Below are 26,450 nucleotides of genomic sequence, written 5' to 3'. Positions count from 1 at the left end.
TGCCACGCATGGCCCGCTAGCGAACTTCCGGCGTCACCCGGAACACCTCTTCCGGTGTGGTAATACCGGCCGCCACTTTACGGGCTCCGGATAAACGCAAGCTGAGCATGCCCTGTTTGATGGCGTGTTTGCGAAACCGTTGCGGATCACAGTCGTCCGTCACCAACCCGGCCAGCTCACTGCTCATCAGAAAGCTTTCATACAAACCTGAACGACCCAGATACCCAGTATTGCGACACTCCAGGCACCCCACCGGCTGATAGAACGACGCCGGTTTCGGCGCCGACCAGGGCTTAACCAGTTGCTGCCAGATATCCTCACTCGCGTTGGTGGTGGTCTTGCAATGCGGACACAGGGTTCGCACCAGGCGTTGCGCCATGGCGCCCAGGACGGTGGCTTTGATCAGATAACTGGGCACGCCCAGATCAAGCAGTCGCGTAATGGCAGTAGGGGCATCATTGGTGTGCACGGTCGAAAGCACCAGGTGGCCCGTCAGTGCCGCTTGCACGGCCATCTGTGCGGTTTCCAGGTCGCGAATCTCACCAATCATGATGATGTCCGGGTCCTGACGCATCAGAGCGCGAATGCCGTCGGCAAAACTGAGATCGATGTTCTGCTGAATCTGCATTTGATTGAACGCCGGCTCCACCATTTCAATCGGGTCTTCAATGGTGCAGACATTCACTTCTGGCGTGGCCAGGGTACGCAGCGTTGAGTACAGCGTGGTCGTTTTACCCGAGCCGGTTGGCCCGGTCACCAGAATGATGCCGTTCGGGTTGCGGATCATCTGCTTCCAGTTGTTGAGGTCTTCATCCTGCAAGCCAAGCGCAGAGAAGCTTTTCAGCAACACTTCCGGATCAAATATCCGCATCACCAGCTTTTCGCCGAAGGCGGTTGGCAGCGTCGACAGTCGCAGCTCCACTTCCTGCCCTTCCGGCGTTTTGGTTTTAACCCGCCCGTCCTGAGGTTTGCGCTTCTCTGCCACGTTCATCCGGCCGAGAATCTTGATGCGGCTGACCACAGCCTGGCCCACCTGGATGGGCATCTGATACACAGCGTGTAAGATGCCATCAATACGGAACCGGATATGGGCATAATCGCGTCGAGGTTCGACGTGAATATCACTGGCGCGCTGATCGAATGCATACTGAAACAACCAGTCAACGATATTGACGATGTGTTCATCGTTGGCTTCGACATTCTGCAGATTGCCGAGTTCAATCAGTTGTTCAAAGTTGCCGATACCGGCTGCCGTCTTACGCCCAACCGCTCCGGTCACAGAACGGTTCAGCGCATAAAATTCGAGCGAAAATCGGTCGATGTCTTCGGGGCTGGCTACAACCTTGCGTATGCTACGCCGGGATACCTGTTCGATCGCGTCTTCCCAACCGGTCAGCAATGGCTCGCTGGTGGCGATTTCCACCACGTCGTCTTCAATGACCAGAGGCAACAGGTTGTAACGACGCGCGAATTCATACGACATGACATCGGTGATGCGGGTGACGTCGACTTTCAGCGGGTCAATATTTCGGTAGGGTAAGCCAACGTGTTCGGCCAGCCATTGCGTCAGCGCATTGAGGCTGAGTTTTTTGGCGGGGTTGGCCAGGTCGGTTAACTCGAGCGAGGCCAGGCGCTGCAGCGGATGTTCCTTGCCCGGGCGCACCTTGCGACGGGCCCGGTCGGTTTGCTCGGCACTGAGACGTCCATCGTCCTGCAGTGCCCGCAATACGCTGTCTATGTCTAACCGACCCGGCAACAAGGAGGCTGCGGCCAAGATTACACCTCCAGTACGGCGTCCCGGGAATCAAACAGGCGACCCGCCAGTTGCTTGATGTCGCGCAACAGCACCGGCTGGCTGCGCGTCCAGCTGTACACCGAGGCTTGCTGTTCCAGAGGCAAGTCGTTTAGCCATTCGTGCAGACGACTGACGACATCCATGGCCGACAATTTCGACAGATTATCTTCAAGCGCCTGTAGCTCGGCCTGGTAATGATCCAAATCTTCGCTATAGAGGGTGTTGAAGTACTGGCACAGCATCAACAAGCGATGCACCGCCGGGTACTGAGCCAGGGCATGACTGGTGCTACCGGCAAACTGATCGGGGTTGAAGGCCTGCCAGGCAGTGGATAACGAACGGTCGAGGCCGTCGCTCACCGCAACTTCGGAAGCACACTTGTGCTCCTCGGTCTGATCTTCCCGCCAGCTGCGCAAATGCAACCACTGCGTCATCGACATCAGTGTATGGCCAAAATCAGCATTGCTCGCCAGATCTTCAATGCCCTCCAACGCACGGATGGCCTTAGCCTGTTGCAAACTGACGGCAATGTTTTCCGGCTCGCTGCGAGCATCCTGACTGAGCGCAAAACACGCCGGCCACCAGGACACCAGCGGACGAATGGCGCCTTCAAGCCAGCCCACCCAGGCTTTAACCTGAAGGCGATGCCGGGTTGGCAGAATATCGCTGAACCATTCAAATTCCGTCTGCATATTGCCCAGCGTAACCAGCATGGCCTGTACCTGAGACCATTGCTGTGTCATCCAGAACAGATCCCACTGCCGCTGCAGGCGCTCCAGTTCGTAACCGAAAAGCGCACAAAAGGCGCTCTCCATGCTCTGCTGGGCCACAATGGCTGGCAACGGCAGACTAACCGGTGCTGCATGGTTCAACAGACGATACCCACGCTCGGCCTTGGAGATATCGGAAGGCACCAGCGGTATACTGCGCGTCAGTTCGTGCGCCAGCGACAACAAGGCCGTCAGGCCACCCGATTTCAATTCAAGTTCGACTTCACTGATCGCCTGGGAATCGGCGCCCGCAGACACCTCTCCTTCATCCAGTACAACTTCAATATCGGCACCCTGGTGCTGTACCAGCCAGCGGTGCCGGTTAAACCGGGTGCTAAACAGCTGCGTCAACTGACTGGCAACGCCTTCAGGCAGCACCCCGTCCGGACATTCCGACAGATCAAGCTGGCCATCGGGCCGTTCAACTTCCCACTCGTCGCGCTGATGCAGCCCGCCCACATTGGAGCCCCGGGTTTTCAGCGTCTGAACACAGTGACTGCCCTGAAAGCGCAAACGCAGTGCCGTACCGGACTGCGTCAGTTGTTGATCGGGCGTATCGTAATACTGGTTTTCGAGCGCAGAAGACTGGGATGGCAGAGAGGACAATACCGGATGTGACCTGAAAGCTTCGACCGCTGAGGGACGAATACTGAGCTTCAATTCGATTTCCTGACCCATGAGACTACCCGTTTTGCTGATGCTTATAGTTATAATTCAGCCAGTTTCACTCAACACCACCCAGGGTGGATGGCGACAATGCGGCCCGGCTGGCAACCATCATCCTGATAGACGATGTATTCTTTGTGTCAGTTTACCTTGCCGGGCCGGGGTGTACAGTCAGGAATAGGCGATATTCATCACACTTTACGGTCTATTCGAGCCGATCGCCAAAATTTACAGCGAACCTGTTCAATGTTTGAACAATTTAGCCGGAATGACTGGGGCCGGGGCCGTTGCTCATGTTGCGAGAGTAGAAGATTTCCTGCATTTCCCGCCAGAGTCGCTCGGTAATGCTGGTCAGTTCAGACTCGGAATAGGCTTCAACACCGCTGCCAAAAAGGTAATTTTCGATATTGAACTCTTTCAACAGCATTTTGGTGTGGAAGATATTCTCCTGATAAATATTCACATCGATCATTTCGTAGGCTTGCTTGGTGTCTTCCGCCAGATAATTCTGAATGGAGTTTATCTGGTGATCGATGTAGTGCTTGCGCCCGTCGACATCCCGGGTAAAGCCCCGCACCCGGTAATCGGTGGTCACAATATCGCTGTCGAATGAGTGAATCAGGAAATTCAACGCTTTCAGGGGCGAGATAACCCCGCAGGTGCTGACGTCGATATCGGCACGAAAGGTCGAAATGCCATTATCCGGGTGGCTTTCCGGGTAGGTATGAACGGTAATGTGGCTTTTATCGAGGTGCCCCACCACCGAATTGGGCATCGGCCCCGGCGTCGCGGTGGAAAAGTCCTCGTTGCCGTCAACCGGGTACTCGGAGATCAGAATCGTAACGCTGGCACCGTGTGGCTCGTAATCCTGACGGGCCACATTCAATATGTTGGCTCCAATAATATCCGTCACCTGAGTCAGGATTTCAGTCAGGCGATCGGCATTGTACATTTCATCAATATAGGCAATGTACTCGTTCTGCTGCTGCTCGGTTTTGGCATAGTTAATGTCATAGATGTTGAAGCTGAGCGATTTGGTCAGGTTGTTGAAACCGTGTAAACGCAATTCGTCGTTCATGAGCAATGGAACCTCTTACAGGCCGGCAATTTCAAGGGGCTGAACCGTCAAACCAGTCGCCCCACGGGGCACAGCACAGCCGGGCTGTACTTGAGCGGGCCGTATTATGCGGATCACACCCGGATGAGCCCAGCACTTTTTTATTGAATGTCCAATGGTGGCTGTCGCTACACCCGGTGGCTGATTTTACTGCAGCGGGTGCCAGAATCCGTGATGACCAATGTCACTCAACATCAACCAACTCAAAATCATGAGTGATCACAACGCCACCCTTTTCCAGCATCATGGACGCCGAACAGTACTTTTCGGCCGAGAGTGCTATGGCTCGCTCTACCTGAGCAGGTTTAAGCTGGCGGCCAGTAACGATAAAGTGAATGTGTATTTTGGTAAAAACCGCCGGCACGGTGTCAGCGCGCTCAGCGCTCAGCTGCGCTTCGCAGTTCACCACGTCCTGGCGACTTTTCTGCAGGATGTTAACCACATCATAAGAGGTACAGCCGCCCAGGCCATTCAGAATCAATTCCATCGGGCTTGGGCCCTTGCTACCCGGGCCGTCTTTGGCGGCACCATCCATATAGCCCTTATGACCCGATTCCGACTCGTATGAAAAGGCCTTGCCACCTGCCCATGCAACCGTTGCTTTCACTGTTCATTACTCCTCTGTAACCCGAGACCCCGGGCCCGGGTTAGTGTTCAATACCGTCTGAGGCGCGAAGCCTAGCACAGTCTGATTTAAAGCCGAATAGAGGCTGAAACCCTCCGTGTTAGGCATTATTAATTGAGTTCGGTGTCGGCATCGAGCCGAATAGCGGATGCCACCCAATGAACGCTGACTCCGAATCGTGGTCATAATGCTCAATGAACGTGTAAAAACGGGACGCAAGTCATACAAATAGGCAGAGCCCATAGCCAGAATCGATTGAATATCCCATAATGCCGAGCAGTGTTCGCACACTGCGCACAGACATTCTGTGCCCGAATTCACGTAATTCGGTCTATACTCGCAGACAGGTTACCCTTTAATCTGACACAGGTTGGAGGCGCCGGTCTATGTTGCGTTCGTCGCACAGCGGTTAGACCGAACATACAACATGGAGCCCCGGGGCTGATCAGGCAGTGACCCCCCGGCCGTAGACGCTACACTGGAAAGCAGAGATCATGGTTAATCAGTCACTCGAACATACGCATCTCGACTACTTCCTGTCGCAATGCCACCGCCGTCGCTACCCATCCAAAACCACCCTGATATATGCCGGTGACAAAAGCGACTCCCTGTATTACATCATTAAAGGTACCGTTTCGGTCATTATCGAAGATGATGACGGCCGGGAAATGATCATGGCGTATCTGAACGCCGGTGATTTCTTCGGCGAACTGGGCCTATTCGACGCCATGGATTCGCGATCGGCCTGGGTTAAAACCAAAACCGAGTGCGAAGTGGCCGAAATTTCCTACACCAAATTTCGCGAGATCACCCAGAACGACGCCCGCATTCTGTATTTTATTGGCGAACAGATGGCCACCCGCCTGCGCGCCACAACCCGAAAAGTTGGCGACCTGGCGTTTCTGGACGTTACTGGCCGGGTTGCGCGCACCCTGCTCGACCTGTGCAAGCAGCCCGATGCCATGACGCACCCCGAGGGCATGCAGATCAAGATTACTCGCCAGGAAATCGGTCGCATTGTCGGTTGCTCACGCGAAATGGTCGGCCGGGTACTGAAGAACCTGGAAGAACAGGGTCTGGTCAGCGTGAAAGGCAAGACCATGGTGGTCTACGGCTCACGCGAGTTCTTTCAGCAACCTGCCTGACAGCACCTGAGCTGGCAGTGACCCTGAGCGGTCACTCGTCCGGCGGCTGACATGGCCTGCACCAATTTCTGCCCCTGTTTTGACCCAGATCAGCCCTCCTCTGCGACCAAAGGCTTAGGCTTGCATGCTGTTAACCCTTAAGCACAGCGAGCACACGCCATGTCGGCCTTCAACGCCCAGTCCATTCAGTGGGATGCGCACCTGATCGAAAAGTACAACGTTCAGGGACCGCGCTACACCTCCTACCCGACCGCTGCCCAGTTTCATGACATCAGCGCAGCCGAGGCCAGCGAGCACTATCGCCTGCAGACAACCTCCGTGGCGCCGTTGTCGCTGTATGTACACATCCCCTTTTGTCGCCACCTCTGCTATTACTGTGGCTGCAATAAGGTGGCTGCAAAAAGCAGCACCCGAGGCGACGACTACCTGACCTGGCTGGAACGGGAAATGGCGCTGATGTCGCACGATTTTGGCCAGCGACCCGTTACCCAACTTCATCTCGGTGGCGGCACGCCTACCTTTCTGACGGTTAATCAGATGCGGCAACTGCTGGACCGGCTGTCGATCTATTTCGACTGGAACCCAAGCGACCGGCCGGGCGAATACTCCATTGAACTCGACCCCCGGGAAACCTCGTCCGACATGCTGGAGTTGTTGCGCCAGCGTGGGTTTAACCGGTTGAGCTTCGGAATTCAGGATTTCAACCACCAGACCCAGGTCGCCATTCACCGGGTACAACCAAAGTCGGTAGTGGAACCGCTGGTGCATCAGGCGCGACACCTGGCGTTCGAGTCAATCAGCTTCGATCTGATTTATGGCTTGCCCTACCAGACCGTCGGCCGGGTTGATGCAACGCTCGACGACGTGCTCGATCTGGGACCCGATCGCATCAGCCTGTACAACTACGCCCACTTGCCAGATCGCTTTCTGGCTCAGCGACGAATCAGCAGCGACAGCCTGCCAGACGCCGACGAGAAACTGCGCATTCTGCAGCACTGCATCATCAAATTGCAGGGCGCGGGCTATGTCTATATCGGCATGGACCATTTTGCACGGCGTGACGACACCCTGGTCGAAGCGCTCGCCGATGGCAGCTTGCAACGTAACTTTCAAGGGTATTCCACCCAGGCAGAAACCGACATGCTGGCGCTCGGTGTCTCCGGTATCAGCCAGATACAGGGCGCGTTCATCCAGAACCACAGCCAGCTCGACCCCTACTACAGCGCACTCAAGCAGGGCACATTGGCGGTTCAGCGCGGTTATTTCCTGACCCGGGATGACCAGATGCGGCGGGACATCATCAACCAGCTGGCCTGCCAGGGGCAGATAGATCTGGTCCCTGTCGCGGAACAATATGGCCTGGATGCAGATCAGGATTTCAGCCGAGAATGGCAGCAACTGGCCGACTTGGAACAGGACGGCCTGGTGCAATTGAATGAGCACCGGATAACCGTAACGGCTCTCGGCCGGTTATTGCTTCGCCCGATCCTAATGGTCTTTGATGCGTACTTAAGCGACCAGAACCGACAGCGTTTTTCCAAAGTGATGTGACAACCGCCTGCATCTGGCGGTAGAGCCCGACAGGCCTTATCCGGTATCATGGCGGCAACTAAGGAGACCCGCCTTGACCGACTTCGTTCGTATTTTTCGCAACAGCGCACCCTACATTCATGCCTACCGGGGCAAAACCGCTGTTGTCTGGGTGCGCGGCACCGTGCTCAGCCCGTCGTCCGTGCATGCCCTGGTCAGCGATCTGGCCCTGCTGAACAGCCTGGGCATGAAACTGCTGCTGTTGTTTGATGCTGAAGATGAAGTCGGCGAATTGCGACTGGATGAACACGCCCAGATTGATGGCGATGCCATGGATGCCATACTCAATCGCATCGGCCACTGGCGCAGCCGGCTGGAAGCGCAATTCACTCAGGGTCTGGCCAATTCGCCGATGCACGGAGCCCGGGTCAGGGTGATCAGTGGCAACTTTGTCACCGCACGCCCCACGGGCGTAGTGGATGGTGTCGACTTGCTCGCCCAGGGGCGCGTGCGCCGCATCGATCACCTGGCCATTCGCGAACACCTCGACAAAGGCAATATCGTGCTGATGCCCCCGCTGGGTTATTCGGTCACCGGCGAGGTTTTTTATCTGGCGCCCGATCATCTGATGGTTGAGACCGCGCGCCGAATGGATGCCGACAAAATCGTCATCGTCGGCGACAACCCGCACCCGGTTACAGGCAACCAGAAAGAAATGGACGCCTTTGAACTGCGCCGGTGCCTCGACGGCAAAACCGGACTGGCCGCTGGCGAGCGCGAGTTGCTGACAGCGCTGGCTGCCAGTGAAGCCGGCATTCCGCGCTGCCATGTGATCGACGGCCACCAGGACGGTGCCCTGCTAGCCGAACTTTTTACCCGCGACGGCGTCGGCACGCTAATCGCCCGCGACCGCTACGACACCTTTCGCCCGGCCAGGCCCGATGACATCAACGGCATTCTCGCCCTGCTGCAACCGCTGGAAGAGCGGGGCATTCTGGTGCGCCGTGACCGTGAAAAACTGGAAAATGAGATCTCGCATTTTCACGTCAACGAACGCGATGGCATGATCGTCGGCTGTGCTGCACTGTACCTGATTCCCGACACGGAACCTCAGGTAGCCGAGCTGGCCTGCGTCGCGGTGCATCAGGATTACCGACAGTCCGGACGTGGTGATGCGCTGTTGCGAGCGCTGGAAAAACGCGCACGCGAGCACAAGGTTGAACGCTTGTTCGTGCTGACCACCCAGACTGCACACTGGTTTGCCGAACGCGGGTTCGAGTCTGCCCCAGTGGCTGAGCTGCCACCCGAACGGCAGAGTCTGTATAACTTTCAGCGCAATTCGAAAGTCTTTTTCAAAACACTTTGAACGGTCGCCAGCGGCCATTCGCAAGCAGGGGAAAACACCGTGACCTTTATGAACGCCATCGCCCGGCGCTGGGACCAGGGCACCCAGGTTTGCATCGGGCTCGATCCCTTTATCGACCGGCTGCCCGCCCCATTCCAGCAACAGAGTGACGGCATTCTGGCGTTCAACAAGGCCATTGTGGACGCCACCTCTGATCTGGCCTGTTGCTTCAAACCCCAGTTTGCCCATTTCGCGGCCGAGCAAGCCGAAGCGCAACTGAAGGCGAGCATTGCCTACATCAAAGCCCATTATCCGGACGTTCCGGTTATTCTGGACTCCAAGCGAGGCGACATCGGTTCTACCGCAGCCATGTATGCGCGTGAAGCGTTCGAGCATTACGGCGCCGATGCAGTAACGGTTAACCCCTATATGGGTTCCGATACCGTTCTGCCCTTTGCAGACCATGCCGATAAAGGCGTCATTCTGCTGTGCCGCACCTCGAATCCCTCGGCGGCCGAATTCCAGAACCTGCTGATCGACGGCGAACCGCTCTACATTCACGTGGCGCGACGCGCCCAGCAGCACTGGAACCAGAATAGAAACATCGCTCTGGTGGTCGGCGCCACGGCCCCGGAAGAGATGGCGCGCATTCGTCAGGCCGCTCCGGACCTGCCCTTTCTGGTACCCGGCATCGGCGTACAGGGGGGCGACCTTCCCGGCACGGTTCACAACGGGCAAACGGCTCCGGGGCGCGGACTGATGATCAATGCCTCGCGCAGCATACTTTACGCCAGCCAGGGCACCGACTTTGCCGAGGCGGCACGAGCCGAAGCGCTCAGCCTGCGCGATCAAATTCAGTCATTGGCCGCTGCTGGCTAGCATTCAGGTTCAGAGCTCCTTGAGTGGCGATGGCCCGCATCGGCCACCAGTGCTACCTCTGCGGGGTCGGCGTAAACCCTTCCCTGGAGCCTAGGCCGCAGAGGCACCACCGGCAGCCGATGCTTACTATGTACTAACTTCGAAACTTAAATCAGTAGTCCAGCCACCCCAAAGATGAGCCGTATCCAAGGGTGCTTGTGGGCTCGCAACTCGCTCTCCATTCGCCATAGATTCTAATGCAATTAGTATCCGGTCAAGGTCCTCGATGGTCATCATCGGGTGAAAGCTCAGCCGAACCCAGCCAGGTTTGGCGGCCAGTTCGCCCCGGTCCAGCTGACCGGTAATGGCCTGGCTGGTCGCGCGGTCTATGCCCAGCAAATAATGTCCGTAGGTGCCTGCGCAGGCACAGCCCCCCCGGGCCTCAATGCCATATTCACGGCTCAGCCGCTGCACCGCCTGCTGGTAGTGCAGGCCCTCGATGACGACTGAAAAGACGCTGAGTCGGTCGCTTTGCTCCCGGACCAGGCACTGAACGCCGGCAATGCGGTCCAACCCCTGCAGAAAATACTGGTTTAACTCATGCTCGCGCTGAGCAATGGCGCTCACGCCTATTTCATCTTTCAATTGCGCCGCCATGGCGGCTTTCAAACTCTGCAGAATGCCCGGCGTGCCGCCGGATTCACGGGTTGCGATGTCCTGATAAAAGCGATGCTCCCCCCAAGGGTTTGTCCAGACCACGGTGCCGCCGCCGGGCTGCTCCGGTATCCGGTTCTGATACAGCGACGTATTGAACACCAGCACACCGCTGGCTCCGGGCCCGCCCAGAAATTTGTGGGGTGAGAAAAATACGGCATCCAGTGGTTCATCGTCTGCGGGGTGCATGTCGATGTCGACATAGGGAGCCGCGCAGGCAAAATCGACAAAGCAATGGCCGCCCGCCTGATGCATCAGTCGCGCAATGGCGCGGTACGGTGCCGCCACGCCAGTCACATTGCTTGCTGCCGTGACCGAGGCCATAACGGGCTTACCGGCAGGCAGCTCGCGCAGCGACCCGGCCAGCCAGTCCAGATCCACGTCTCCGGTCTGAGTCGGCGGTATGATCACCACCTCGGCCAGGGTTTCCAGCCACAGAGTATGGTTACTGTGGTGCTCCATATGGGTTACATAGACCCGGGGTCGGTGGGTCAGCGTCGCCAGCACTGCTTCGCGGTGAGTTTCGTGAACCCAGAGCCCCAGCATCCGCACCAGCTTGGCCAGTGCCCCGGTCATGCCCGTGCCGGTAAACAACAGCACATCGTCATGGGCGGCCTTCACATGCTGACGCATGATCTGGTGGGCTTCATCCAGTGCCCGGGTCATAAACCCGCCGGTGAGGCTGTCTTCGGTATGGGTGTTGGCCATCATCGGGCCTGCGACCTCGAGCAAGCGCTGCTCGATCGGGCGATAAAGCCGCCCACTGGCGGTCCAGTCGGCATAAAGCCGGTTACCGGGTATAGACAGAGTGTTGGTGCGCAAACGGGCCCAATCGGGGCTGGTCGCTATGGGGCGGCTACTGTGTGCGGTCATGGGAGGTTCCCGTTAGTCATTACCCGACCAGTGTGACGCCTTGAGAGTCCCAATGTATTTCATTTTTTGCGATAAATAGGCTAAATTCAGAAAACAATTTCTTAAATCTAGCAATATGGAGGCATAAATTGCCTGACGCTATCGATATAGCCATTTTAAACCTGTTGCAACAGGATGCGACTCTGTCGGTGCAGGCCATCGCCGACAAGGTCAATTTAACAACCAGCCCCTGCTGGCGTCGTATCCAGGCACTGGAAGACCAGGGGTATATTCGCCGTCGGGTTGCGCTGCTAAACCGGCAACCGCTGGCGCTGGGCGTCGATGTGTTCGTTTTTATTCGTACCCGCGAACACAACGACACCTGGCTGACGGACTTTACCGAGGCGGTGCTGGCCATGCCCGAGGTGATGGAAGCCTACCGGATGAGCGGAGACGTGGATTATCTGCTCAGGGTTGTGGTTAGCGACATCGCCGCCTATGACCGCTTCTATAAGCGGCTGGTCAGCCGGGTGAAACTGGCGGATGTGAGCAGCAGTTTCGCGATGGAGCAGTTGAAGTACACCACCGCGTTGCCCCTTTAGCAGTCGCACAGGTTATTGAGTGTGACCTCGGGTAAGCGCCAGAAAGCCACCCAGCGAGATCAGCAATACCGAGGCGCCACCCAGTATGGCGACCGGGTACATCAGATTGCCGGCCAAATCGAGCTGGCTGTATTTGATGATCATGATCAGCGATTCGAGCACCAGCGCAATACACACCGTACCCAGGAACCGGGTAATGGTTCGGCGAATGTTGGTAAAGACGTTCTCTTCCTGATCCGATTCCGTGTACTCCTTGCTGATGCCCGCCCCGAGCTCGAACATGGCCAGCCCGATGATCAGCGAGTTGACCAGGTTGACGGTGATGGACATAAAACTGCGCTCACCGGTCATCACATCGGTGAAAAAATGGAACACACCGCTGATTACCAGTAACGCTGACAGGCAGTAAAACAAGAGGGTAAATACCCGAACCATCAACTGTTTGCCAACATGACTCAGTGCCTTGAACCCCAGGGGGTGAAAGGCACGCGGGACTTCGCCAGGGTGACTTTCAGCCTGCTCAGGTGGTTCACTCGGGGTGTTCAATTCTCGAACCTCATCCGGTGTTAAGTTCAAATCTATGGTCTGGCTAGTCATACTGTTAATTCCCTTGCTGACTGGGTAAAGCGTGCGGATGATGCTATAGCAAGCCGGGGGCCGGGCAAGCAGCGTCAGGTAAAGCCGGGTGAGGTTCAGGTAAAGGCAGGTAAAGCGTCGTTCCCTGGTGTGACCAGCCTCACATTAACAGGTGTTTCAGCCTACGGTTTGTCAGCCTGTGAAAATTCAGTTGGGGTTCATGAAACAGGCAGATACTCTAGTCTTTGCATTAAGCGGCGAGTCGCACTGCGCCAGGCGCATCCGACCGTAAACCCAAGATTGCGGGAGCCATCAATCATGACGTGCCTGACTGGATACCGGCAAGCCATACTCATCACTTGCCTGATGACAGCAACCAGCATCGCCCAGGCCAAAGATGACTTTGTATGGATATCCTATGGCGGTCAGCAGGGTTATTTCGAATCGCCCTATGTGGGCGTCGGCTTTATGGCCGATACCTGGGGTGCTGAGCTGGGTCTGGTATTGCGGTCAGACTACTCCGGCAACGTGAACATGTACGAGCCACCACACAGCGACACTGACCGGGTCTCGACCAACGCGGTCGTGGGTTTCCCGCTGCACCTGTCCATATTGAAAGGCTACGCGCCCAACGACCGCATCGCGTTCTACACCTCGCTGGGCTTGCTGGCTTCAACCCGCTGCGACATTGATGAATCCAACGTCACCGGCTATGCCTATTGCGCCAATGAGCGCTCAGAGTTTGAACTGATACCCGGCGTCAGCGCCCTGTTCACCCTGAATGAGTTCACCCTGGGCATGGGCTACCAGTACGGAATTGGCCCGCTGATCTCGCTGGGAACGGATTTTTAACTTAAAACACCACGCAAGGAGTTCGCACTCAATTGAGTGATGGGTATCGGGTGCACCTGTCCGGGGTAGTCCGCAACATGGACTAAAACGCCGGGAGCGTTTTAGCATGAGCGGAGCGAGCCCGTAGGGTGAATCCCATGGATGGGATTCATATCATGCGGCCTAGGCCCCATGGACGGGTTTACGCCGACCCCGGACAGGTGCACCCGGTACCCGGCACGGACCATTGGCAACATTGCGAGTTGAACTCCGAAATTGGACTAGAACAACCCATTGGCACCGTTGGCAACAAACTGAATCGCCAACGCCGCCAGTATCACACCGAGCAAACGCTGAATGATTTCATCGCCGGTCTTGCCGATGACCCTGCGGATCTGACTGGCCAGCAAACCCGCCGTCAGAGTAACCAGCAGCACCGAAATCACCGCCGCAATGACCCAGCCCTGATTGGCCGGAGAGTCTGCGTCGGCCATTAACAACACCGTGATGGTCAGGGTACCCGGACCAGCCATCAGCGGAATAGCGAGCGGGTACACGGCTATGTCACCCACGCTGCGGTCTGTGGGTTTGTCCGGCAGCGGTGCTGAGGTGATCATTCTGAAGGCTGTATTGAACAGCAGAATACCGCCGGCCACTCTCAGGGCATCCATGCTAATACCGAGCGTGGTTAGCAATCCTTCACCCACCCAGGCGAAGATCAGAATCACCGCTGCGGCAATCCCGGTCGCCTTCAGAATCACCCTGAGGCGCTGCCGAAAGGTTCGGCCCAGAGTCAGTGAATAGAAAATCAGCGCCGCGCCAATCGGGTCAATGACCACGAAATAGCTGGTAAAGGCATTCAGAAAGAGCGTTGTATTCATACCCAGTCCAGAATCACCTTGCCGGATTGGCCGCTGCGCATGATATCGAAGCCTTCCTGAAAATCAGCGACGGGCAGGGTGTGGGTAATCATCGGTTTCAGATCCAGGCCCGACTGAATCAGACCGGCCATCTTGTACCAGGTTTCGAACATTTCCCGGCCATAGATGCCTTTCAATTCCAGCCCCTTGAAAATGACCTGACTCCAGTCGATGGCCATGTCTTCACCGGGAATGCCGAGCAGCGCTACCTTGCCACCATGATTCATCGACGACAGCATGGAACGAAATGCACTGGGCACGCCCGACATTTCCAGGCCAACATCAAACCCTTCGGTCATGCCCAGACTGCTCATGACGTCATTGAGGCTCTCGTTGGCCACATTAACAGTGCGGGTAGCCCCCATGCGTTTTGCCAGGGCCAGACGGAAATCATTCACATCGGTGATCACAATGTTCCGGGCGCCGACATGACGGGCCACGGCGGCAGCCATCATACCAATCGGCCCTGCGCCGGTAATCAGCACATCTTCCGCTACCAGGTTGAAACTCAGGGCGGTGTGCACCGCGTTACCGAACGGATCAAAAATAGCGGCCAGTTCATCACTGACGTCGTCGGGTAACTTAAAGGCGTTAAACGCCGGTATCACCAGATACTCGGCAAAGGCCCCGGCCCGGTTAACCCCGACCCCGACGGTATTGCGGCACAGATGGCGACGCCCGGCGCGGCAGTTACGGCAATAACCGCAGGTAATATGGCCTTCGCCACTGACCCGATCACCTATGGCAAAGCCGGTGACTTCCTCGCCCATGCCGACGACTTCGCCCACGTACTCATGGCCGGTAACCAGGCCCAGCGGCACTGTGTTTTGCGACCACTGATCCCAGTTGTAAATGTGCACATCAGTGCCACAGATCGCCGTCTTGCGAATGCGAATCAGCAGGTCGTTGTGACCCACCTCGGGCTCATCGACCTCGGTCATCCAGATACCGGCTTCCGGGTACAGCTTGGCAAGGGCTTTCATAGCGAGGACTCCTTAAATAATCGACAGTTCACGACCGACCTCGGTGAACGCCGCAATGGCGATATCCAATTGCTCCCGGGTAAGCCCGGCACTCATTTGAGTGCGAATGCGCGCGGCACCCTGAGGCACTACAGGGTAACTGAAACCGATCACATACACACCGCGCTGCAGCAACTTGTCCGCCATGGTGCTGGCGACGTTAGCATCGCCAACCATCACCGGAATGATCGGATGATTGGCACCGGCCAGTGTGAAGCCTGCGGCTTCCATCTGTTCCCGAAAGTAGCGGGTGTTGTCCCAGAGTTGCCGGCGCAGGTCACCGCCCTGCTCGATCATATCGAGCACTTTCAGGCTGGCAGCTGCAATACTCGGCGACAGCGAATTGGAAAACAAATAAGGGCGTGAGCGCTGACGCAACCAGTCGACGATGGGTTTTGCCGCCGCCGTATAGCCGCCACTGGCACCACCCAGGGCTTTGCCCAGGGTACCGGTGATGATATCAACCCGGTCCATCACCCCATGAAACTCGGGCGTTCCACGACCGTGCTCGCCCATAAAGCCAACCGCATGGCTGTCGTCGACCATAACCAGCGCGTCATATCGCTCCGCCAGATCGCAAATACCGGTCAGGTTGGCGACCACGCCATCCATCGAGAACACCCCATCGGTCACGATCAGGCGGTACCGTGCCGACTGGCTTTGCTGCAGACAGTGCTCGAGCTCAGCCAGGTCATTGTTGCTGTAGCGAAACCGGCGTGCCTTGCACAGGCGCACGCCGTCAATAATGGAGGCGTGGTTGAGCGCATCGGAAATGATGGCGTCCTGGTCATTCAGCAAGGTTTCAAACAGCCCGGTATTGGCGTCGAAACAGCTGGAATACAGGATGGTGTCTTCCATGCCGAGAAAGTCGCTCAGGCGCTGCTCCAGTGCTTTGTGAACATCCTGGGTACCACAAATGAACCGCACCGAGGCGACGCCGAACCCAAACTCATCGAGCCCCTGTTTAGCGGCGGCAATCAACGCCGGGCTATTGGCCAACCCCAGGTAGTTGTTGGCACAGAGGTTCAATACTGTCCCTCCGTCGGTTGTCACCTGCGCCCCCTGGGGGGAATGAATGATGCGCTCTGTTTTGTACAGACCCTGAGTTTTCAGATCGGCCAGGGCCTCAGGCAACTGTTGAATGAGTGATCGGGACATGAAACAACTCCGGTATTGGTAAGGGAACATCCCAGCTCAATGATGCGGCCACCCTGAGGAAACGACTCGAAGGGGTGCACATGGGACTCTGGGTTGGTTTGTCTGTAGGTTCTCAGACCCGCCTGCGAAAGGCGACCTGCCGCCCATGAATAGAACACACTGTTCCTTAATGCGCTTGTAAGCCTGCCGCTACAGCCGCAATACCCGGCACTTGAGGCCTGATATCTGTATAAAAACCATAAAAATCTAATCTACCACCGTTCTATTTAGTCTAATGATTTGAATTCCATCACAAAAATCGCTTCAATAGCATCCGCTCCATGTCGTACACACTCGCGCATCGCCAGAACAATCCGACAGAACGAAGACTGCGTAGGATCGATACGACAAGAAACCCTGTAGATCAGTGACAAATCAGCGCATGCAGTAGCAATTGTCATGCGGGTCAACTAGCATTGAGTGCGTGAGTGACGTAACGATGGCGTGACATCTTACCCTTTTCAACCCGCCATGAAACTCACACACAGGAATCTTTGGCCGGCTGACATTGCGGTCATCGTGGGACAACGAGGGAACTATGGATCAAAAGCTGGAAGAGCTTGAGCAGGCTATTGTTGAAGCCGAAGAAGCAAAACGCCAGTTCGTTAGAGAAAACCCTAATGGGACTGGCAGCAAAGACGATCGTATGCGTTTGTATAATGATGTCGAACGCGCACGCAAAGCTTTGCGTGACTACAAACGCATGAACCCCCATTTGCTGTAAATCGCCCTCATCGCCGTTCGGGCACTGCGCCTGCCCTCTGTGTTACTGCACTGCGGGCAGGCGGGCGCACATCAACGCAGCCATGACAGACAAGCCGCTCAGCAGTAGGATGACCGCCAGCGGCGACCACAGATCACCGAGCAAACCAAACAGTCCGCCGATCAGCATGATCACCCCTACCACGGTATTGCTGACCGCCACGTAGCTGGCCCGATTGGACTCTGTTGCCATATCGACCAAATAGGCTTTGCGGCCCAGTCGAACGCCCCCGTGACAGATCATGATAATCCCATACGCCAGACTCAGACCTACCAGATGAGCCACGCCGGATAACCAGGCAGCACTCGCCCACGCCAGTATGCCTGCCAGCGCAGCCCCGCACGCAGCCACCGCCATAACGCTCTGACTGGAACGGTCACTGAAACGCCCCCAGACGCCCGACGACAAAGAGGCTGCAAGTCCGCTGATGATGATCAGTGCACCCAAGCCAAGCCCGCCACCCTCAGACTGTTGCACCATCACCACATAAAACGGCGGCATCAGTGCAACACTGAGCAATGCCGACCGGGACAATACAAAAAAACGGAAGGTCGAATCGGACCGTAACAGCCCCAATTGCTGCCAGGCAACGGACCAGCCATTGCCTCCGCCTTCGGTTGCGCCTGGCGCCTCCTCAATGGCGGTAAACGCCAGCATGGCGAGCCACCAGAACAGCATCGCCACCAGCAACAGCCCGAGCAGCAGGGCGGGCTTTTCACTCAGGTTTGGGACTCCGGTGAGCACCAGCCCGAACCCCAAGACAGCGAGGCCCGACACCGAGGCACTGTAACCCATCACTGTTCCTCGCCGGCTCTTGGACACAGCCTTGCCCAGAACATCTTTCGCCGACACCGAGCACAGACCCCGTGCCAGGCTATAAAACACCAGACCCAACAGCATCCAGATGCCCGCGACCAGCCCCTCACTAAACAGGGCGGCTGCCGCCATGGTTAGCAAGGCCAGTGAGGACACCGCGGCCCCTACTAACCAGACGGGTTTGCGATAGGCCCGCCCGCGAACATAGGCCGCCACCAGCAACTGGGGAATCAGCACTCCCGCTTCGCGTATCGGCACCAGAAAGCCGACCAGAACCAGCGGCACGCCCAGAGCGCTCATTAACCACGGCAAAATGAGGCGGGCGCTGTTCAGCTCATCGGCTATCTTGCTGAAGGTATTGGCCACCAGGTAGGCAAAGAAATTGCGGGGCTGGTGCCGGCAGGCTGCTTCCGGAATGTCTTTGCATACCCTGGCGTCCTCCTCACCGACTACCTGCTCATAGGCCCAGCCCAGCGCACGGTTTACCGGGCGGCCTTCAGCCTGTTCGGAAGGCGTTGATTGCGCCATGTGTGGCCTCTCTCTCTACAACAAGGACAACAGCCAACCACGGCGTCGGCTGGCAAGGAACCGCCAACTCTATCGATTCACCACCCTACGGGCCAACCTTAACGGTATAAAGACGGGTGTTTGGGCGCACTGGCAGGTCAGGTTGCAAGCATTGGCGTCGGCTGCGCTGGCATGGTTTAATACCCCCTGAAAGACCGTTGTGCTGCACTCTGACCAGGCGTGCAGTCTACTTCGTTAGCGCCAAACTCGCTTAAAGCAACAGTAAAACAATAACTCACGACTACAACGACACATTGCAGCCGATGATCAAAACTATCCCTCGTGTTTGCCTTGTCCCGATAAAAAAGGATCACTCATGAAAAGCCTCGCGTTCGTGGTCAGGCTCTGTTGCCTGCTGAACCGATTCCTGGGCCAGGTATTTTCCTGGCTGACGCTGGGAATTGTACTGGTATGCTTCACCGTCGTTGTCATGCGCTATGTCTTTTCGACTGGCTCGGTCCTGATGCAGGATCTGTATGTCTGGATGAATGGCGTCATGTTTATGGGGATCGCTGGCTACACCTTGCTCCGTGAAGGCCATGTGCGCGTCGACGTGTTTTACCGGACTGCCCCTATTAAACGAAAGGCTCTGGTTGACCTGTTTGGCTGCCTGGTGTTTTTGTTTCCCTTTATCATCACCATCAGTCTGTATGCCTACCCCTATGTCGCCCGGTCCTGGCGCTTCATGGAAGGCTCATCCAATTACGGGGGCATGCCGGGCCTTTATGTTGTTAAGTCGTTCATTATCGTATTTGCCGTTGTGGTCGCAATTCAGGCTTTGGCCATGATCGGGCGCAGCATTCTGGTCTTGGCTAACCGACAGGAACTGGTACCTGAAGATTATCGTTACGGGGAGAACGTCTGATGGAAGTAACGTTGTTGGGCGAAATCCTCGCGCTCGTCATGTTCTTTGCCGTTATTGGTGTGCTAATGCTCGGTTTCCCGGTGGCGTTTTCGCTGGCTGGCACCTCGCTGATATTTGCGGCCATTGCCCACTTTCTGGGCGCGCTTGATCTGTCGAACTTATCGAGTGTTGCACCGCGCTACATGGGCATCATGCTGAACGAGGTACTGGTCGCGGTACCCTTGTTTATTTTTATGGGGATGATGCTGGAGCGTTCCGGCATTGCCGAAAAATTGCTGATTACCATGGGCCGACTGTTTGGCGACCTGCGCGGCGGTCTCGGCTTGTCGGTGATTCTTGTGGGGGCCTTGCTCGCCGCCTCTACCGGTATTATTGGCGCCACAGTAGTCACCATGGGCTTGCTGTCCCTGCCTGCGATGCTGAAAGCCGGTTACGACCCCAAACTGGCAACCGGGGTCATTACCGCCTCTGGCACGCTCGGCCAGATCATTCCGCCCTCTACCGTTCTGATTTTCATGGGCGATATGCTCTCGGGCATCAACAGCCAGGTACAGATGTCGCTGGGCAACTTTGCACCCACGCCGGTCTCCGTCGGCGACCTGTTTGCTGGTGCCTTCATACCCGGCATGATGCTGATGGGCATCTACATGCTGTACATGATCTTCAAGGCCGTGCGTCAACCCGACAGCTGTCCGGCCCTGATCATGACGGCCGAAGAAAAGTCCCGGTTGTTGAAAGATGTGTTCACTACCCTGCTGCCACCGCTGGTGCTGATCATTGCGGTGCTCGGTTCCATTCTGGGTGGTATTGCCACACCAACAGAATCGGCCTCGGTAGGCGCTATTGGTGCCATGGTACTGGCTGCATTCCAACGCAAACTGACCTATAGCAATTTGCGTCAGGTCATGTACGCGACGGCGAATACCACCACCATGATCTTCATCATTCTGATCGGTGCGACCGTCTTCTCTCTGGTATTCCGGATGATGGGTGGTGAAGAACTGGTCAGCGACTTCCTTAACAGCCTGCCCGGTGGCCAGTTAGGCGCCATTCTGTTCGTGATGCTGCTGATGTTCCTGCTTGGTTTCATTCTGGATACCTTTGAAATCATCTTTCTGGTGTTGCCGATCACCGCACCAATTCTGCTGATGATGGGCGTAGAACCTGTCTGGCTGGGGGTGATCGTCGCGGTCAATCTGCAAACCAGCTTCCTGACGCCACCCTTTGGTTTCGCGCTGTTTTATCTAAGGGGCGTTGCACCCGATTCCGTCTCGACCATGACCATTTACAAGGGCGCTGTTCCCTTTGTGTTCCTGCAACTGATCGTGATCGTGTTGCTGGTGGCCTTTCCACAACTGGTTACCTGGCTGCCGTCTCTGATCTATAACTAAAAGCCGGCCAATAAGCAGCTTCGGGTTATCGACGTCGATAACCCGCCCATAAAAAAACCCGGCACAGGCCGGGTTTTTTTGAGCCTGGGCTCGTATTACATCTGGAAGTACTTCTGACGGGCGGTCAGGAAGGCACCGTCAACCTGTTCGGTACGGGTACGCAACAAAGCCAGTGCTTCGAAGTAGCTTTCAGTGGTCTTACGCACCAGGGCGTCATCGCTGTCGCGCAATTCACCCAGAACTTCCTTGGCGGCTTCAGCACCAGCCTGCAATACTTCTTCAGGGAAGTATTTAACCTGAACCCCATGCTGTTCCACCAGAGTGCGCAGAGCGATCGGGTCGTTGGCGTAGAAATCCGAGGCTACCTGATCGTACTCGGCCTGACAGGCGAACTCGACAATTTGTTGCAGGTCGCGCGGCAATGCCTCGAACTTGGACTTGCTGACCACCGCTTCGGTCGCCAGGCCCGGCTCGATAAAGCTCGGCATGTAATAGTTCTTGGCAATCTGGTAGAAACCCAGTGCCAGGTCGTTGTAGGGGCCAACAAATTCAGCGGCATCCAGTGCACCGGATTGCAATGCCTGGTAAATCTCACCACCGGCCATGTTTACCACACTGGCGCCCAGCTTTTCCCATACCTGGCCGCCCAGACCCGGGGTCCGGAATTTCAAACCCTGAATATCTTCCAGGCTGTTGATTTCTTCGCGGAACCAGCCACCGGCCTGAGTACCGGTGTCACCCGACAAAAAGCCTTTTACGCCAAACTGATCGTAAATTTCATCCCAGATTTCCTGGCCACCCATGTAACGAACCCAGGCCGCCAGTTCGCGGGACGTCATGCCATACGGCACACCGGTAAAGAAGGACGTGGCCCGGCTCTTGTTCTGCCAGTAGTAGGCAGCGCCGTGGCTCATCTCGGCAGACCCTTCAATTACCGCATCGAACGCACCCAAAGGCGGCACCAGCTCACCAGCCGCATAGACTTGTACCGTCAATCGGCCATTGGACATGGCGGTAATACGATCGGCAAGGCGTTGCGCACCCACACCCAGACCAGGGAAGTTCTTCGGCCAGGTGGTTACCATACGCCAGGTAATGCGGTCTTCAGCCAGTGCCGGAGTGCCAATGGTGGTCGCTGCCGCCACGCTACCTGCGCCGATCAAGCCTTTTTTGATGACGTCACGTCTTTTCATGTTCAACTCTCCATCATGGGGTCAGGGAGGTACTCAACACGCGTCTGCTGACTGCTATCTTACCGGAGTGCGAATGCGAGCCAGAGCGACCGGGTTACCGACCTCAATGTTCCAGTTTTTTATTGTGGTTAGTCGGGGAAAACCGACACGGCCGTTTACCTCTATGGGAACGATCCGGCACCGTGTTATCCCGCATCGGAGTGAGCTTGCGAGCCGTTTATAATTTTAATGGCCTGCGACGACTCCAGAACGCCGGGCCTTAGAATACCCCGCAGCCTGCCATATCTCAATTCAGTTTAGCCTGCATTGCCCGGTTTCGCCTGCTCCTTTAGTGGTAACCCTTGAAAGTTGCCCAAGTCCGACTCGTTGAAGGTCACCCGCGGCCTTTGGACTTGCACCGACTTCAATAGCCAGCCAGTATGACGCTACCAGACCGGGCTTAACCGCAACTGAATACTCTGCGAGCAGTTTCACCGATCCCGGTGTCTGGTAAAGCGGTAACAACAATAAAAACAGGATGGACTGCCGATACAGCGCCAGGCGTTGCGCAGCGAGCAGAGTCATCAGGCAATTGAGGGATACACATGTCGCTAACCCTAGCTGTTCCCGTTGACCGGGCTCCGGGAGAAACCCGGGTTCCAGTCACGCCCGATACCACCCGTAAACTGATCGATCTGGGGTTTACTGTCCTCATAGAACCCGGTGCCGGTGCCAGGGCACAATTTGCAGATGCCCTCTATGAACAGGCAGGCGCAGAACTGGAAGCCGACGTAACCCGGCTGTACCAGCGCGCCGATGTCCTGTTAAAGATCAACGGCCCCCAGGCACAAGCAGAAGGCCTGCCTGGCAGTGAACTTGAAGCCCTGGGCAGCACGCCGGAGAAGGCCAAAACCTGGATATCCTTTCTGGCACCCGGTCAAAACGCGCCCCTGCTTGAACAGTTCAACGGCCAGCACACGACAGCCCTCTCTCTGGATGCCATCCCCCGTATTTCCCGCGCCCAGAAAATGGATGTGCTCAGTTCAATGGCCAATATCGCTGGCTACCGGGCGGTGATTGAAGCAGCCAATCAATTCGGTCGCTTCTTTACCGGTCAGATTACCGCCGCAGGCAAGATTCCCCCGGCCAAGGTGCTGGTCATCGGTGCCGGTGTTGCCGGGCTCGCCGCCATTGGCGCGGCGAAAAGCCTGGGCGCCATTGTGCGTGCCTTTGACACCCGTAAGGAGGTCAAGGAACAGGTAGAGTCCATGGGCGGTGAATTTCTCACCATTGAACTGGAAGAAGACGGGGCCGGCACGGGTGGCTACGCCAAGGAGATGTCCAAGGCCTTTATTGATGCGGAAATGGCCCTGTTTATGGAGCAGGCCAAAGAAGTGGATATCATCATCACCACCGCCCTGATTCCGGGCAAGCCGGCACCCAAGCTGATCACTGAGGCTATGGTTAAAGCCATGCAGCCCGGCAGCGTGGTGGTTGATCTGGCGTCGCCCAACGGTGGCAATTGTGAGTGCACGGTGAAAGACGAGGTGGTAAAGGCGCACGATGTCACCGTCATCGGCTTTACTAATCTGGCCGCACGGGCCGCCACCCAGGCCAGCCAACTGCTGGCGAACAACCTGTGGCGTCTGCTCGAACATTTGTGTCCGAACAAGGACGGCCAGCTGGTCATTGATCTGACCGATGAGATCACCCGCAGTTGCACCGTCGTGCATGGTGGCGATATCACCTGGCCACCCCCACCGCCCAAGCTTTCTGCGGCGCCCAAACCGGCGGCCCCATCGGCTCAAAAGACACCGGAGAAATCGCCACCGGCTCCTCGCAAAGCCCGGCCCATAGCTCTCTACTGGCTGATTGCCGGGGCTCTTATATTGAGCCTTGGCGCCGTTGCTCCGGCCGATTTTGTCAGCCACTTCACGGTGTTTGTGCTGGCGATTTTCATTGGCTGGCAGGTCATCTGGAACGTCAGCCATTCCCTGCATACACCGCTCATGAGTGTGACCAATGCGATCTCCGGCATCATCATTCTGGGCGCCCTGTTGCAAATCAGTGGCAGTGGCTCCTGGCTGGTCAGCGTACTGGCGACCATCAGCGTGCTGGTTGCCAGCATTAACATAGCGGGCGGGTTCTATGTCACCCGACGCATGCTGAACATGTTCCGCAAAGGAGACCCGTCATGAACGGCCTGTTATCGATGGCCTATTTGCTGGCCGGGGTATTCTTCATTTTGTCACTGGGCGGGCTGAGCTCCCAGGAGACCGCTCGACGCGGCAACAACTACGGTATCGCCGGTATGGTGATCGCCATTGTTGCCACGGTGGCCTCTGCGGCCGTTGGGGCTTACTTCGTACTGGCGATTGCCGTCGCCATTGGTGCTGCCATAGGGCTCTGGCTGGCCTCAAGAGTGGAAATGACGGCCATGCCGCAACTGGTCGCCCTGCTGCACAGCTTTGTTGGCCTGGCCGCGGTACTGATTGGCTGGGCGGCTTATCTGGACCCCAGGTCGCAGTTGGCGGGCGCTGAAAAGGTCATTCACAATACCGAGATCTACCTCGGCATCTTCATCGGCGCCATTACCCTCACCGGCTCCTGGGCGGCCTACGGCAAGCTACAGGGCATTCTGTCGAGCAAACCGCTGGCGTTGCCGGGTCGTCATGTGATGAATGCCGCTGCAATCATTGTGTCGCTGGCCATGCTGATACTATTTGCACCCGATGGTCATGGCTCGGGCGATGCCACCATGCTACTGCTGATGACGCTGATCGCGTTGCTGCTTGGTGCCCACCTGGTTGCTGCCATCGGCGGGGCGGACATGCCGGTGGTCATCTCGATGCTGAACAGCTATTCCGGCTGGGCCGCGGCGGCCACCGGCTTCATGCTGGGTAACGATCTGCTGATCATCACCGGTGCACTGGTCGGTTCTTCCGGTGCGATTCTCAGTTACATCATGTGCAAGGCGATGAACCGGTCGTTCATCAGTGTCATTCTGGGTGGCTTTGGCACCGACTCCGGCTCAAGCGCTGATGATGAAGAGTATGGTGAAGCGCGCAGTTCATCGGCCGATGAGGTGGCGAGCTGGCTGCGAGATGCCGATTCCGTGGTCATCGCCCCGGGCTTCGGCATGGCGGTCGCTCATGCCCAGCAGGCCGTCGCTGAGCTCACGTCCACGCTGCGCAAACAGGGCAAAACAGTCCGCTTTGCAATCCACCCGGTCGCAGGCCGTTTGCCGGGGCACATGAATGTGCTGCTGGCGGAAGCCAACGTGCCCTATGACATTGTATTGGAGATGGATGAGATCAACGATGACCTGCCGAAAACCGACGTCGTACTGGTGATAGGTGCCAATGACATCTGCAACCCGGACGCTCAGGAAAAACCAGGCTCACCCATTGCTGGCATGCCAGTGCTGGAGGTCTGGCACGCGCACCAGGTCGTGATACTGAAGCGGTCGATGGCAACCGGTTATGCCGGCGTCAGCAACCCGCTGTTCTACCGCGACAACAGCAGCATGTTGTTTGGCGATGCCAAAGAAAGCGTGCAAGCCCTGGTCAGCAAGTTGTAACACTCCCTAGCCTGAGCCGGAAGGCTCCGGCTCAGGCGGCACCCTGCTTGCGAGCGAGCAATTTGGTCAGCACCCGGGACACCTGGGTGCGCCCTTCGGCGTTGATCATCAGCGCCTTGGGCGTCAGCCCTTCCAGGTCGGGGTTTGGTGTTGCCAGCCAAGCCTGAGCACCATCGACACTGCCAAGTGCGTTACAGGCATGCAACACCAGCTTGCTGATGTCATCCACCATGCTTTGTGCGGGCGGTTCTTCCGACAAGTCCATCCCGACCAACTGTGCATCCGGTATGGCCTGTTGCACCTGCGATTTAGCGTACTCCAGCACATGGGTCACACTGGCGCCTTCCCGGCTGAAGTGAATAGAGAACTCACCACTTGGGTTCGACCCCAGTCCCTCAATGGTAAAATCCGACCCTGGCATCTGCCCGGCAACGGCGGCCGCATCTACCGCCGCCGAGTCCGGCAACTGAAATGTCAGTGTAAAATGGTGCAGCATGTCAGCCTTCTTATTATCGTGAGCACCCCTAAAGCATACCCAAACTGGCCGGGCTTTGAAAAACTTTCACGGATGGCCCTTTCCATTCGTCTAAAACAGCGAGCACAGAGCGTTCACGCCCACCAACGCTGACCAAAATCAGGCGGCCTGCTACACTGCCATGATATTTGAGGCATCAGGTCGCTTCGACACGGTCCCGGGCCCATCAATTACCGGAACAAGAAGCCGTGCGGGC

The 26,450-nt window shown here is 56.8% G+C and carries 23 protein-coding genes; 11 read left to right on the top strand and 12 right to left on the bottom strand.

Annotated features, from left to right (window positions below; all coding sequences use genetic code 11):
- Positions 1-16: 16 nt before the first annotated feature.
- The 4 genes from tfpB to ACHUE7_RS05065 form a co-directional block, all read right to left on the bottom strand.
- Positions 17-1,777 carry a type IV pilus assembly ATPase TfpB gene (tfpB, locus tag ACHUE7_RS05080; RefSeq protein WP_394169163.1) on the bottom strand — a complete coding sequence of 587 codons (1,761 nt, stop codon included), beginning with the start codon at positions 1,775-1,777 and terminating at the stop codon, positions 17-19.
- Positions 1,777-3,243 (bottom strand): CYTH domain-containing protein, encoded by a 1,467-nt coding sequence (locus ACHUE7_RS05075; RefSeq protein ID WP_394169015.1) that lies wholly within the window; start codon positions 3,241-3,243, stop codon positions 1,777-1,779. Before ACHUE7_RS05075 ends, tfpB begins: the two co-directional genes overlap by 1 nt.
- A gap of 247 nt (positions 3,244-3,490) precedes the next feature.
- Positions 3,491-4,309 (bottom strand): adenosylmethionine decarboxylase, encoded by an 819-nt coding sequence (gene speD / locus ACHUE7_RS05070; RefSeq protein ID WP_394169014.1) that lies wholly within the window; start codon positions 4,307-4,309, stop codon positions 3,491-3,493.
- Between the two features lie 223 nt (positions 4,310-4,532).
- The gene (locus ACHUE7_RS05065) at positions 4,533-4,955 is read right to left on the bottom strand and encodes an OsmC family protein (RefSeq protein WP_213679342.1); all 423 of its coding nucleotides are present in this window, start codon (positions 4,953-4,955) and stop codon (positions 4,533-4,535) included.
- A 512-nt stretch (positions 4,956-5,467) separates the two neighbouring features.
- Between ACHUE7_RS05065 and crp the strand changes: the two genes are divergently transcribed.
- From crp to pyrF, 4 genes are all read left to right on the top strand, one after another.
- Positions 5,468-6,118, top strand: coding sequence for a cAMP-activated global transcriptional regulator CRP (crp, locus tag ACHUE7_RS05060; RefSeq protein WP_028669485.1), 651 nt, complete (start codon positions 5,468-5,470; stop codon positions 6,116-6,118).
- A 159-nt stretch (positions 6,119-6,277) separates the two neighbouring features.
- Complete coding sequence (hemN, locus tag ACHUE7_RS05055) at positions 6,278-7,669, top strand: oxygen-independent coproporphyrinogen III oxidase (protein ID WP_394169013.1); 1,392 nt, start codon at positions 6,278-6,280, stop codon at positions 7,667-7,669.
- 73 nt (positions 7,670-7,742) lie between these two features.
- Positions 7,743-9,014: an amino-acid N-acetyltransferase gene (gene argA, locus ACHUE7_RS05050; RefSeq protein WP_394169012.1), complete on the top strand. Its 1,272-nt coding sequence runs from the start codon at positions 7,743-7,745 to the stop codon at positions 9,012-9,014.
- Between the two features lie 48 nt (positions 9,015-9,062).
- Entirely contained in the window at positions 9,063-9,872 is an 810-nt protein-coding gene (pyrF, locus tag ACHUE7_RS05045; protein WP_394169162.1) for an orotidine-5'-phosphate decarboxylase, read from the top strand.
- 126 nt (positions 9,873-9,998) lie between these two features.
- Here pyrF and ACHUE7_RS05040 read toward each other — a convergent pair whose 3' ends face one another.
- Positions 9,999-11,438 carry an aminotransferase class V-fold PLP-dependent enzyme gene (locus tag ACHUE7_RS05040; RefSeq protein ID WP_394169011.1) on the bottom strand — a complete coding sequence of 480 codons (1,440 nt, stop codon included), beginning with the start codon at positions 11,436-11,438 and terminating at the stop codon, positions 9,999-10,001.
- A gap of 128 nt (positions 11,439-11,566) precedes the next feature.
- On the opposite strand from ACHUE7_RS05040, the gene ACHUE7_RS05035 reads away from it, so the two are divergent.
- Positions 11,567-12,019, top strand: coding sequence for an Lrp/AsnC family transcriptional regulator (locus ACHUE7_RS05035; RefSeq protein ID WP_127556433.1), 453 nt, complete (start codon positions 11,567-11,569; stop codon positions 12,017-12,019).
- 12 nt (positions 12,020-12,031) lie between these two features.
- Here the strand turns inward: ACHUE7_RS05035 and ACHUE7_RS05030 are convergent, their stop codons facing one another.
- The gene (locus ACHUE7_RS05030; RefSeq protein ID WP_394169010.1) at positions 12,032-12,616 is read right to left on the bottom strand and encodes a hypothetical protein; all 585 of its coding nucleotides are present in this window, start codon (positions 12,614-12,616) and stop codon (positions 12,032-12,034) included.
- A 297-nt stretch (positions 12,617-12,913) separates the two neighbouring features.
- On the opposite strand from ACHUE7_RS05030, the gene ACHUE7_RS05025 reads away from it, so the two are divergent.
- On the top strand, positions 12,914-13,447 hold the full coding sequence (locus tag ACHUE7_RS05025; protein WP_394169009.1) for a hypothetical protein: 534 nt from the start codon (positions 12,914-12,916) through the stop codon (positions 13,445-13,447).
- A 260-nt stretch (positions 13,448-13,707) separates the two neighbouring features.
- Here the strand turns inward: ACHUE7_RS05025 and ACHUE7_RS05020 are convergent, their stop codons facing one another.
- The 3 genes from ACHUE7_RS05020 to ACHUE7_RS05010 are packed head-to-tail and all read right to left on the bottom strand — an operon-like array spanning position 13,708 to position 16,526.
- Positions 13,708-14,307, bottom strand: a complete 600-nt coding sequence (locus ACHUE7_RS05020) for a MarC family protein (RefSeq protein ID WP_394169008.1) — start codon at positions 14,305-14,307, stop codon at positions 13,708-13,710.
- Positions 14,304-15,329, bottom strand: coding sequence for an L-threonine 3-dehydrogenase (gene tdh / locus ACHUE7_RS05015; protein WP_394169007.1), 1,026 nt, complete (start codon positions 15,327-15,329; stop codon positions 14,304-14,306). Before tdh ends, ACHUE7_RS05020 begins: the two co-directional genes overlap by 4 nt.
- 12 nt (positions 15,330-15,341) lie before the next feature.
- Complete coding sequence (locus tag ACHUE7_RS05010; RefSeq protein WP_394169006.1) at positions 15,342-16,526, bottom strand: glycine C-acetyltransferase; 1,185 nt, start codon at positions 16,524-16,526, stop codon at positions 15,342-15,344.
- A 577-nt stretch (positions 16,527-17,103) separates the two neighbouring features.
- On the opposite strand from ACHUE7_RS05010, the gene ACHUE7_RS05005 reads away from it, so the two are divergent.
- Positions 17,104-17,289 (top strand): hypothetical protein, encoded by a 186-nt coding sequence (locus ACHUE7_RS05005; RefSeq protein ID WP_127556438.1) that lies wholly within the window; start codon positions 17,104-17,106, stop codon positions 17,287-17,289.
- 42 nt (positions 17,290-17,331) lie between these two features.
- Here the strand turns inward: ACHUE7_RS05005 and ACHUE7_RS05000 are convergent, their stop codons facing one another.
- Entirely contained in the window at positions 17,332-18,672 is a 1,341-nt protein-coding gene (locus tag ACHUE7_RS05000; protein WP_394169005.1) for an MFS transporter, read from the bottom strand.
- Between the two features lie 355 nt (positions 18,673-19,027).
- On the opposite strand from ACHUE7_RS05000, the gene ACHUE7_RS04995 reads away from it, so the two are divergent.
- Positions 19,028-19,576, top strand: coding sequence for a TRAP transporter small permease subunit (locus ACHUE7_RS04995; protein ID WP_394169004.1), 549 nt, complete (start codon positions 19,028-19,030; stop codon positions 19,574-19,576).
- A 14-nt stretch (positions 19,577-19,590) separates the two neighbouring features.
- Entirely contained in the window at positions 19,591-20,967 is a 1,377-nt protein-coding gene (locus tag ACHUE7_RS04990) for a TRAP transporter large permease (RefSeq protein WP_394169161.1), read from the top strand.
- A gap of 95 nt (positions 20,968-21,062) precedes the next feature.
- On the opposite strand, the gene ACHUE7_RS04985 is transcribed toward ACHUE7_RS04990, so the two are convergent.
- The gene (locus ACHUE7_RS04985; RefSeq protein ID WP_348477128.1) at positions 21,063-22,160 is read right to left on the bottom strand and encodes a TRAP transporter substrate-binding protein; all 1,098 of its coding nucleotides are present in this window, start codon (positions 22,158-22,160) and stop codon (positions 21,063-21,065) included.
- A 584-nt stretch (positions 22,161-22,744) separates the two neighbouring features.
- On the opposite strand from ACHUE7_RS04985, the gene ACHUE7_RS04980 reads away from it, so the two are divergent.
- Both ACHUE7_RS04980 and pntB read left to right on the top strand, forming a co-directional pair.
- Positions 22,745-24,337, top strand: coding sequence for a Re/Si-specific NAD(P)(+) transhydrogenase subunit alpha (locus ACHUE7_RS04980; protein WP_394169003.1), 1,593 nt, complete (start codon positions 22,745-22,747; stop codon positions 24,335-24,337).
- A complete protein-coding gene (gene pntB, locus ACHUE7_RS04975; protein WP_348477124.1) occupies positions 24,334-25,719 on the top strand; it encodes a Re/Si-specific NAD(P)(+) transhydrogenase subunit beta in 1,386 nt (461 codons plus the stop codon). The genes ACHUE7_RS04980 and pntB overlap by 4 nt, the downstream gene beginning before the upstream one ends.
- A gap of 31 nt (positions 25,720-25,750) precedes the next feature.
- Here the strand turns inward: pntB and ACHUE7_RS04970 are convergent, their stop codons facing one another.
- Entirely contained in the window at positions 25,751-26,215 is a 465-nt protein-coding gene (locus ACHUE7_RS04970; RefSeq protein ID WP_394169002.1) for an antitoxin Xre/MbcA/ParS toxin-binding domain-containing protein, read from the bottom strand.
- Positions 26,216-26,450 lie beyond the last annotated feature (235 nt).

The sequence above is a fragment of the Saccharospirillum alexandrii genome (genome assembly GCF_043641555.1).
Taxonomy (GTDB): domain Bacteria; phylum Pseudomonadota; class Gammaproteobacteria; order Pseudomonadales; family Natronospirillaceae; genus Saccharospirillum; species Saccharospirillum alexandrii_A.
The sequence above is the reverse complement of the archived record's forward strand: the minus strand, read 5'-3'. Positions and strand labels throughout refer to the sequence as shown.

Bases quoted from the DNA above. Each gene is read 5' to 3' on its own strand.
- ACHUE7_RS05075 (WP_394169015.1), bottom strand. From the start codon at position 3,243: ATGGGTCAGGAAATCGAATTGAAGCTCAGTATTCGTCCCTCAGCGGTC.
- speD (WP_394169014.1), bottom strand. From the start codon at position 4,309: ATGAACGACGAATTGCGTTTACACGGTTTCAACAACCTGACCAAATCG.
- crp (WP_028669485.1), top strand. From the start codon at position 5,468: ATGGTTAATCAGTCACTCGAACATACGCATCTCGACTACTTCCTGTCG.
- hemN (WP_394169013.1), top strand. From the start codon at position 6,278: ATGTCGGCCTTCAACGCCCAGTCCATTCAGTGGGATGCGCACCTGATC.
- pyrF (WP_394169162.1), top strand. From the start codon at position 9,063: ATGAACGCCATCGCCCGGCGCTGGGACCAGGGCACCCAGGTTTGCATC.
- ACHUE7_RS05040 (WP_394169011.1), bottom strand. From the start codon at position 11,438: ATGACCGCACACAGTAGCCGCCCCATAGCGACCAGCCCCGATTGGGCC.
- ACHUE7_RS05030 (WP_394169010.1), bottom strand. From the start codon at position 12,616: ATGACTAGCCAGACCATAGATTTGAACTTAACACCGGATGAGGTTCGA.
- ACHUE7_RS05025 (WP_394169009.1), top strand. From the start codon at position 12,914: ATGACGTGCCTGACTGGATACCGGCAAGCCATACTCATCACTTGCCTG.
- ACHUE7_RS05020 (WP_394169008.1), bottom strand. From the start codon at position 14,307: ATGAATACAACGCTCTTTCTGAATGCCTTTACCAGCTATTTCGTGGTC.
- tdh (WP_394169007.1), bottom strand. From the start codon at position 15,329: ATGAAAGCCCTTGCCAAGCTGTACCCGGAAGCCGGTATCTGGATGACC.
- ACHUE7_RS05010 (WP_394169006.1), bottom strand. From the start codon at position 16,526: ATGTCCCGATCACTCATTCAACAGTTGCCTGAGGCCCTGGCCGATCTG.
- ACHUE7_RS05005 (WP_127556438.1), top strand. From the start codon at position 17,104: ATGGATCAAAAGCTGGAAGAGCTTGAGCAGGCTATTGTTGAAGCCGAA.
- ACHUE7_RS05000 (WP_394169005.1), bottom strand. From the start codon at position 18,672: ATGGCGCAATCAACGCCTTCCGAACAGGCTGAAGGCCGCCCGGTAAAC.
- ACHUE7_RS04995 (WP_394169004.1), top strand. From the start codon at position 19,028: ATGAAAAGCCTCGCGTTCGTGGTCAGGCTCTGTTGCCTGCTGAACCGA.
- ACHUE7_RS04985 (WP_348477128.1), bottom strand. From the start codon at position 22,160: ATGAAAAGACGTGACGTCATCAAAAAAGGCTTGATCGGCGCAGGTAGC.
- ACHUE7_RS04980 (WP_394169003.1), top strand. From the start codon at position 22,745: ATGTCGCTAACCCTAGCTGTTCCCGTTGACCGGGCTCCGGGAGAAACC.
- pntB (WP_348477124.1), top strand. From the start codon at position 24,334: ATGAACGGCCTGTTATCGATGGCCTATTTGCTGGCCGGGGTATTCTTC.
- ACHUE7_RS04970 (WP_394169002.1), bottom strand. From the start codon at position 26,215: ATGCTGCACCATTTTACACTGACATTTCAGTTGCCGGACTCGGCGGCG.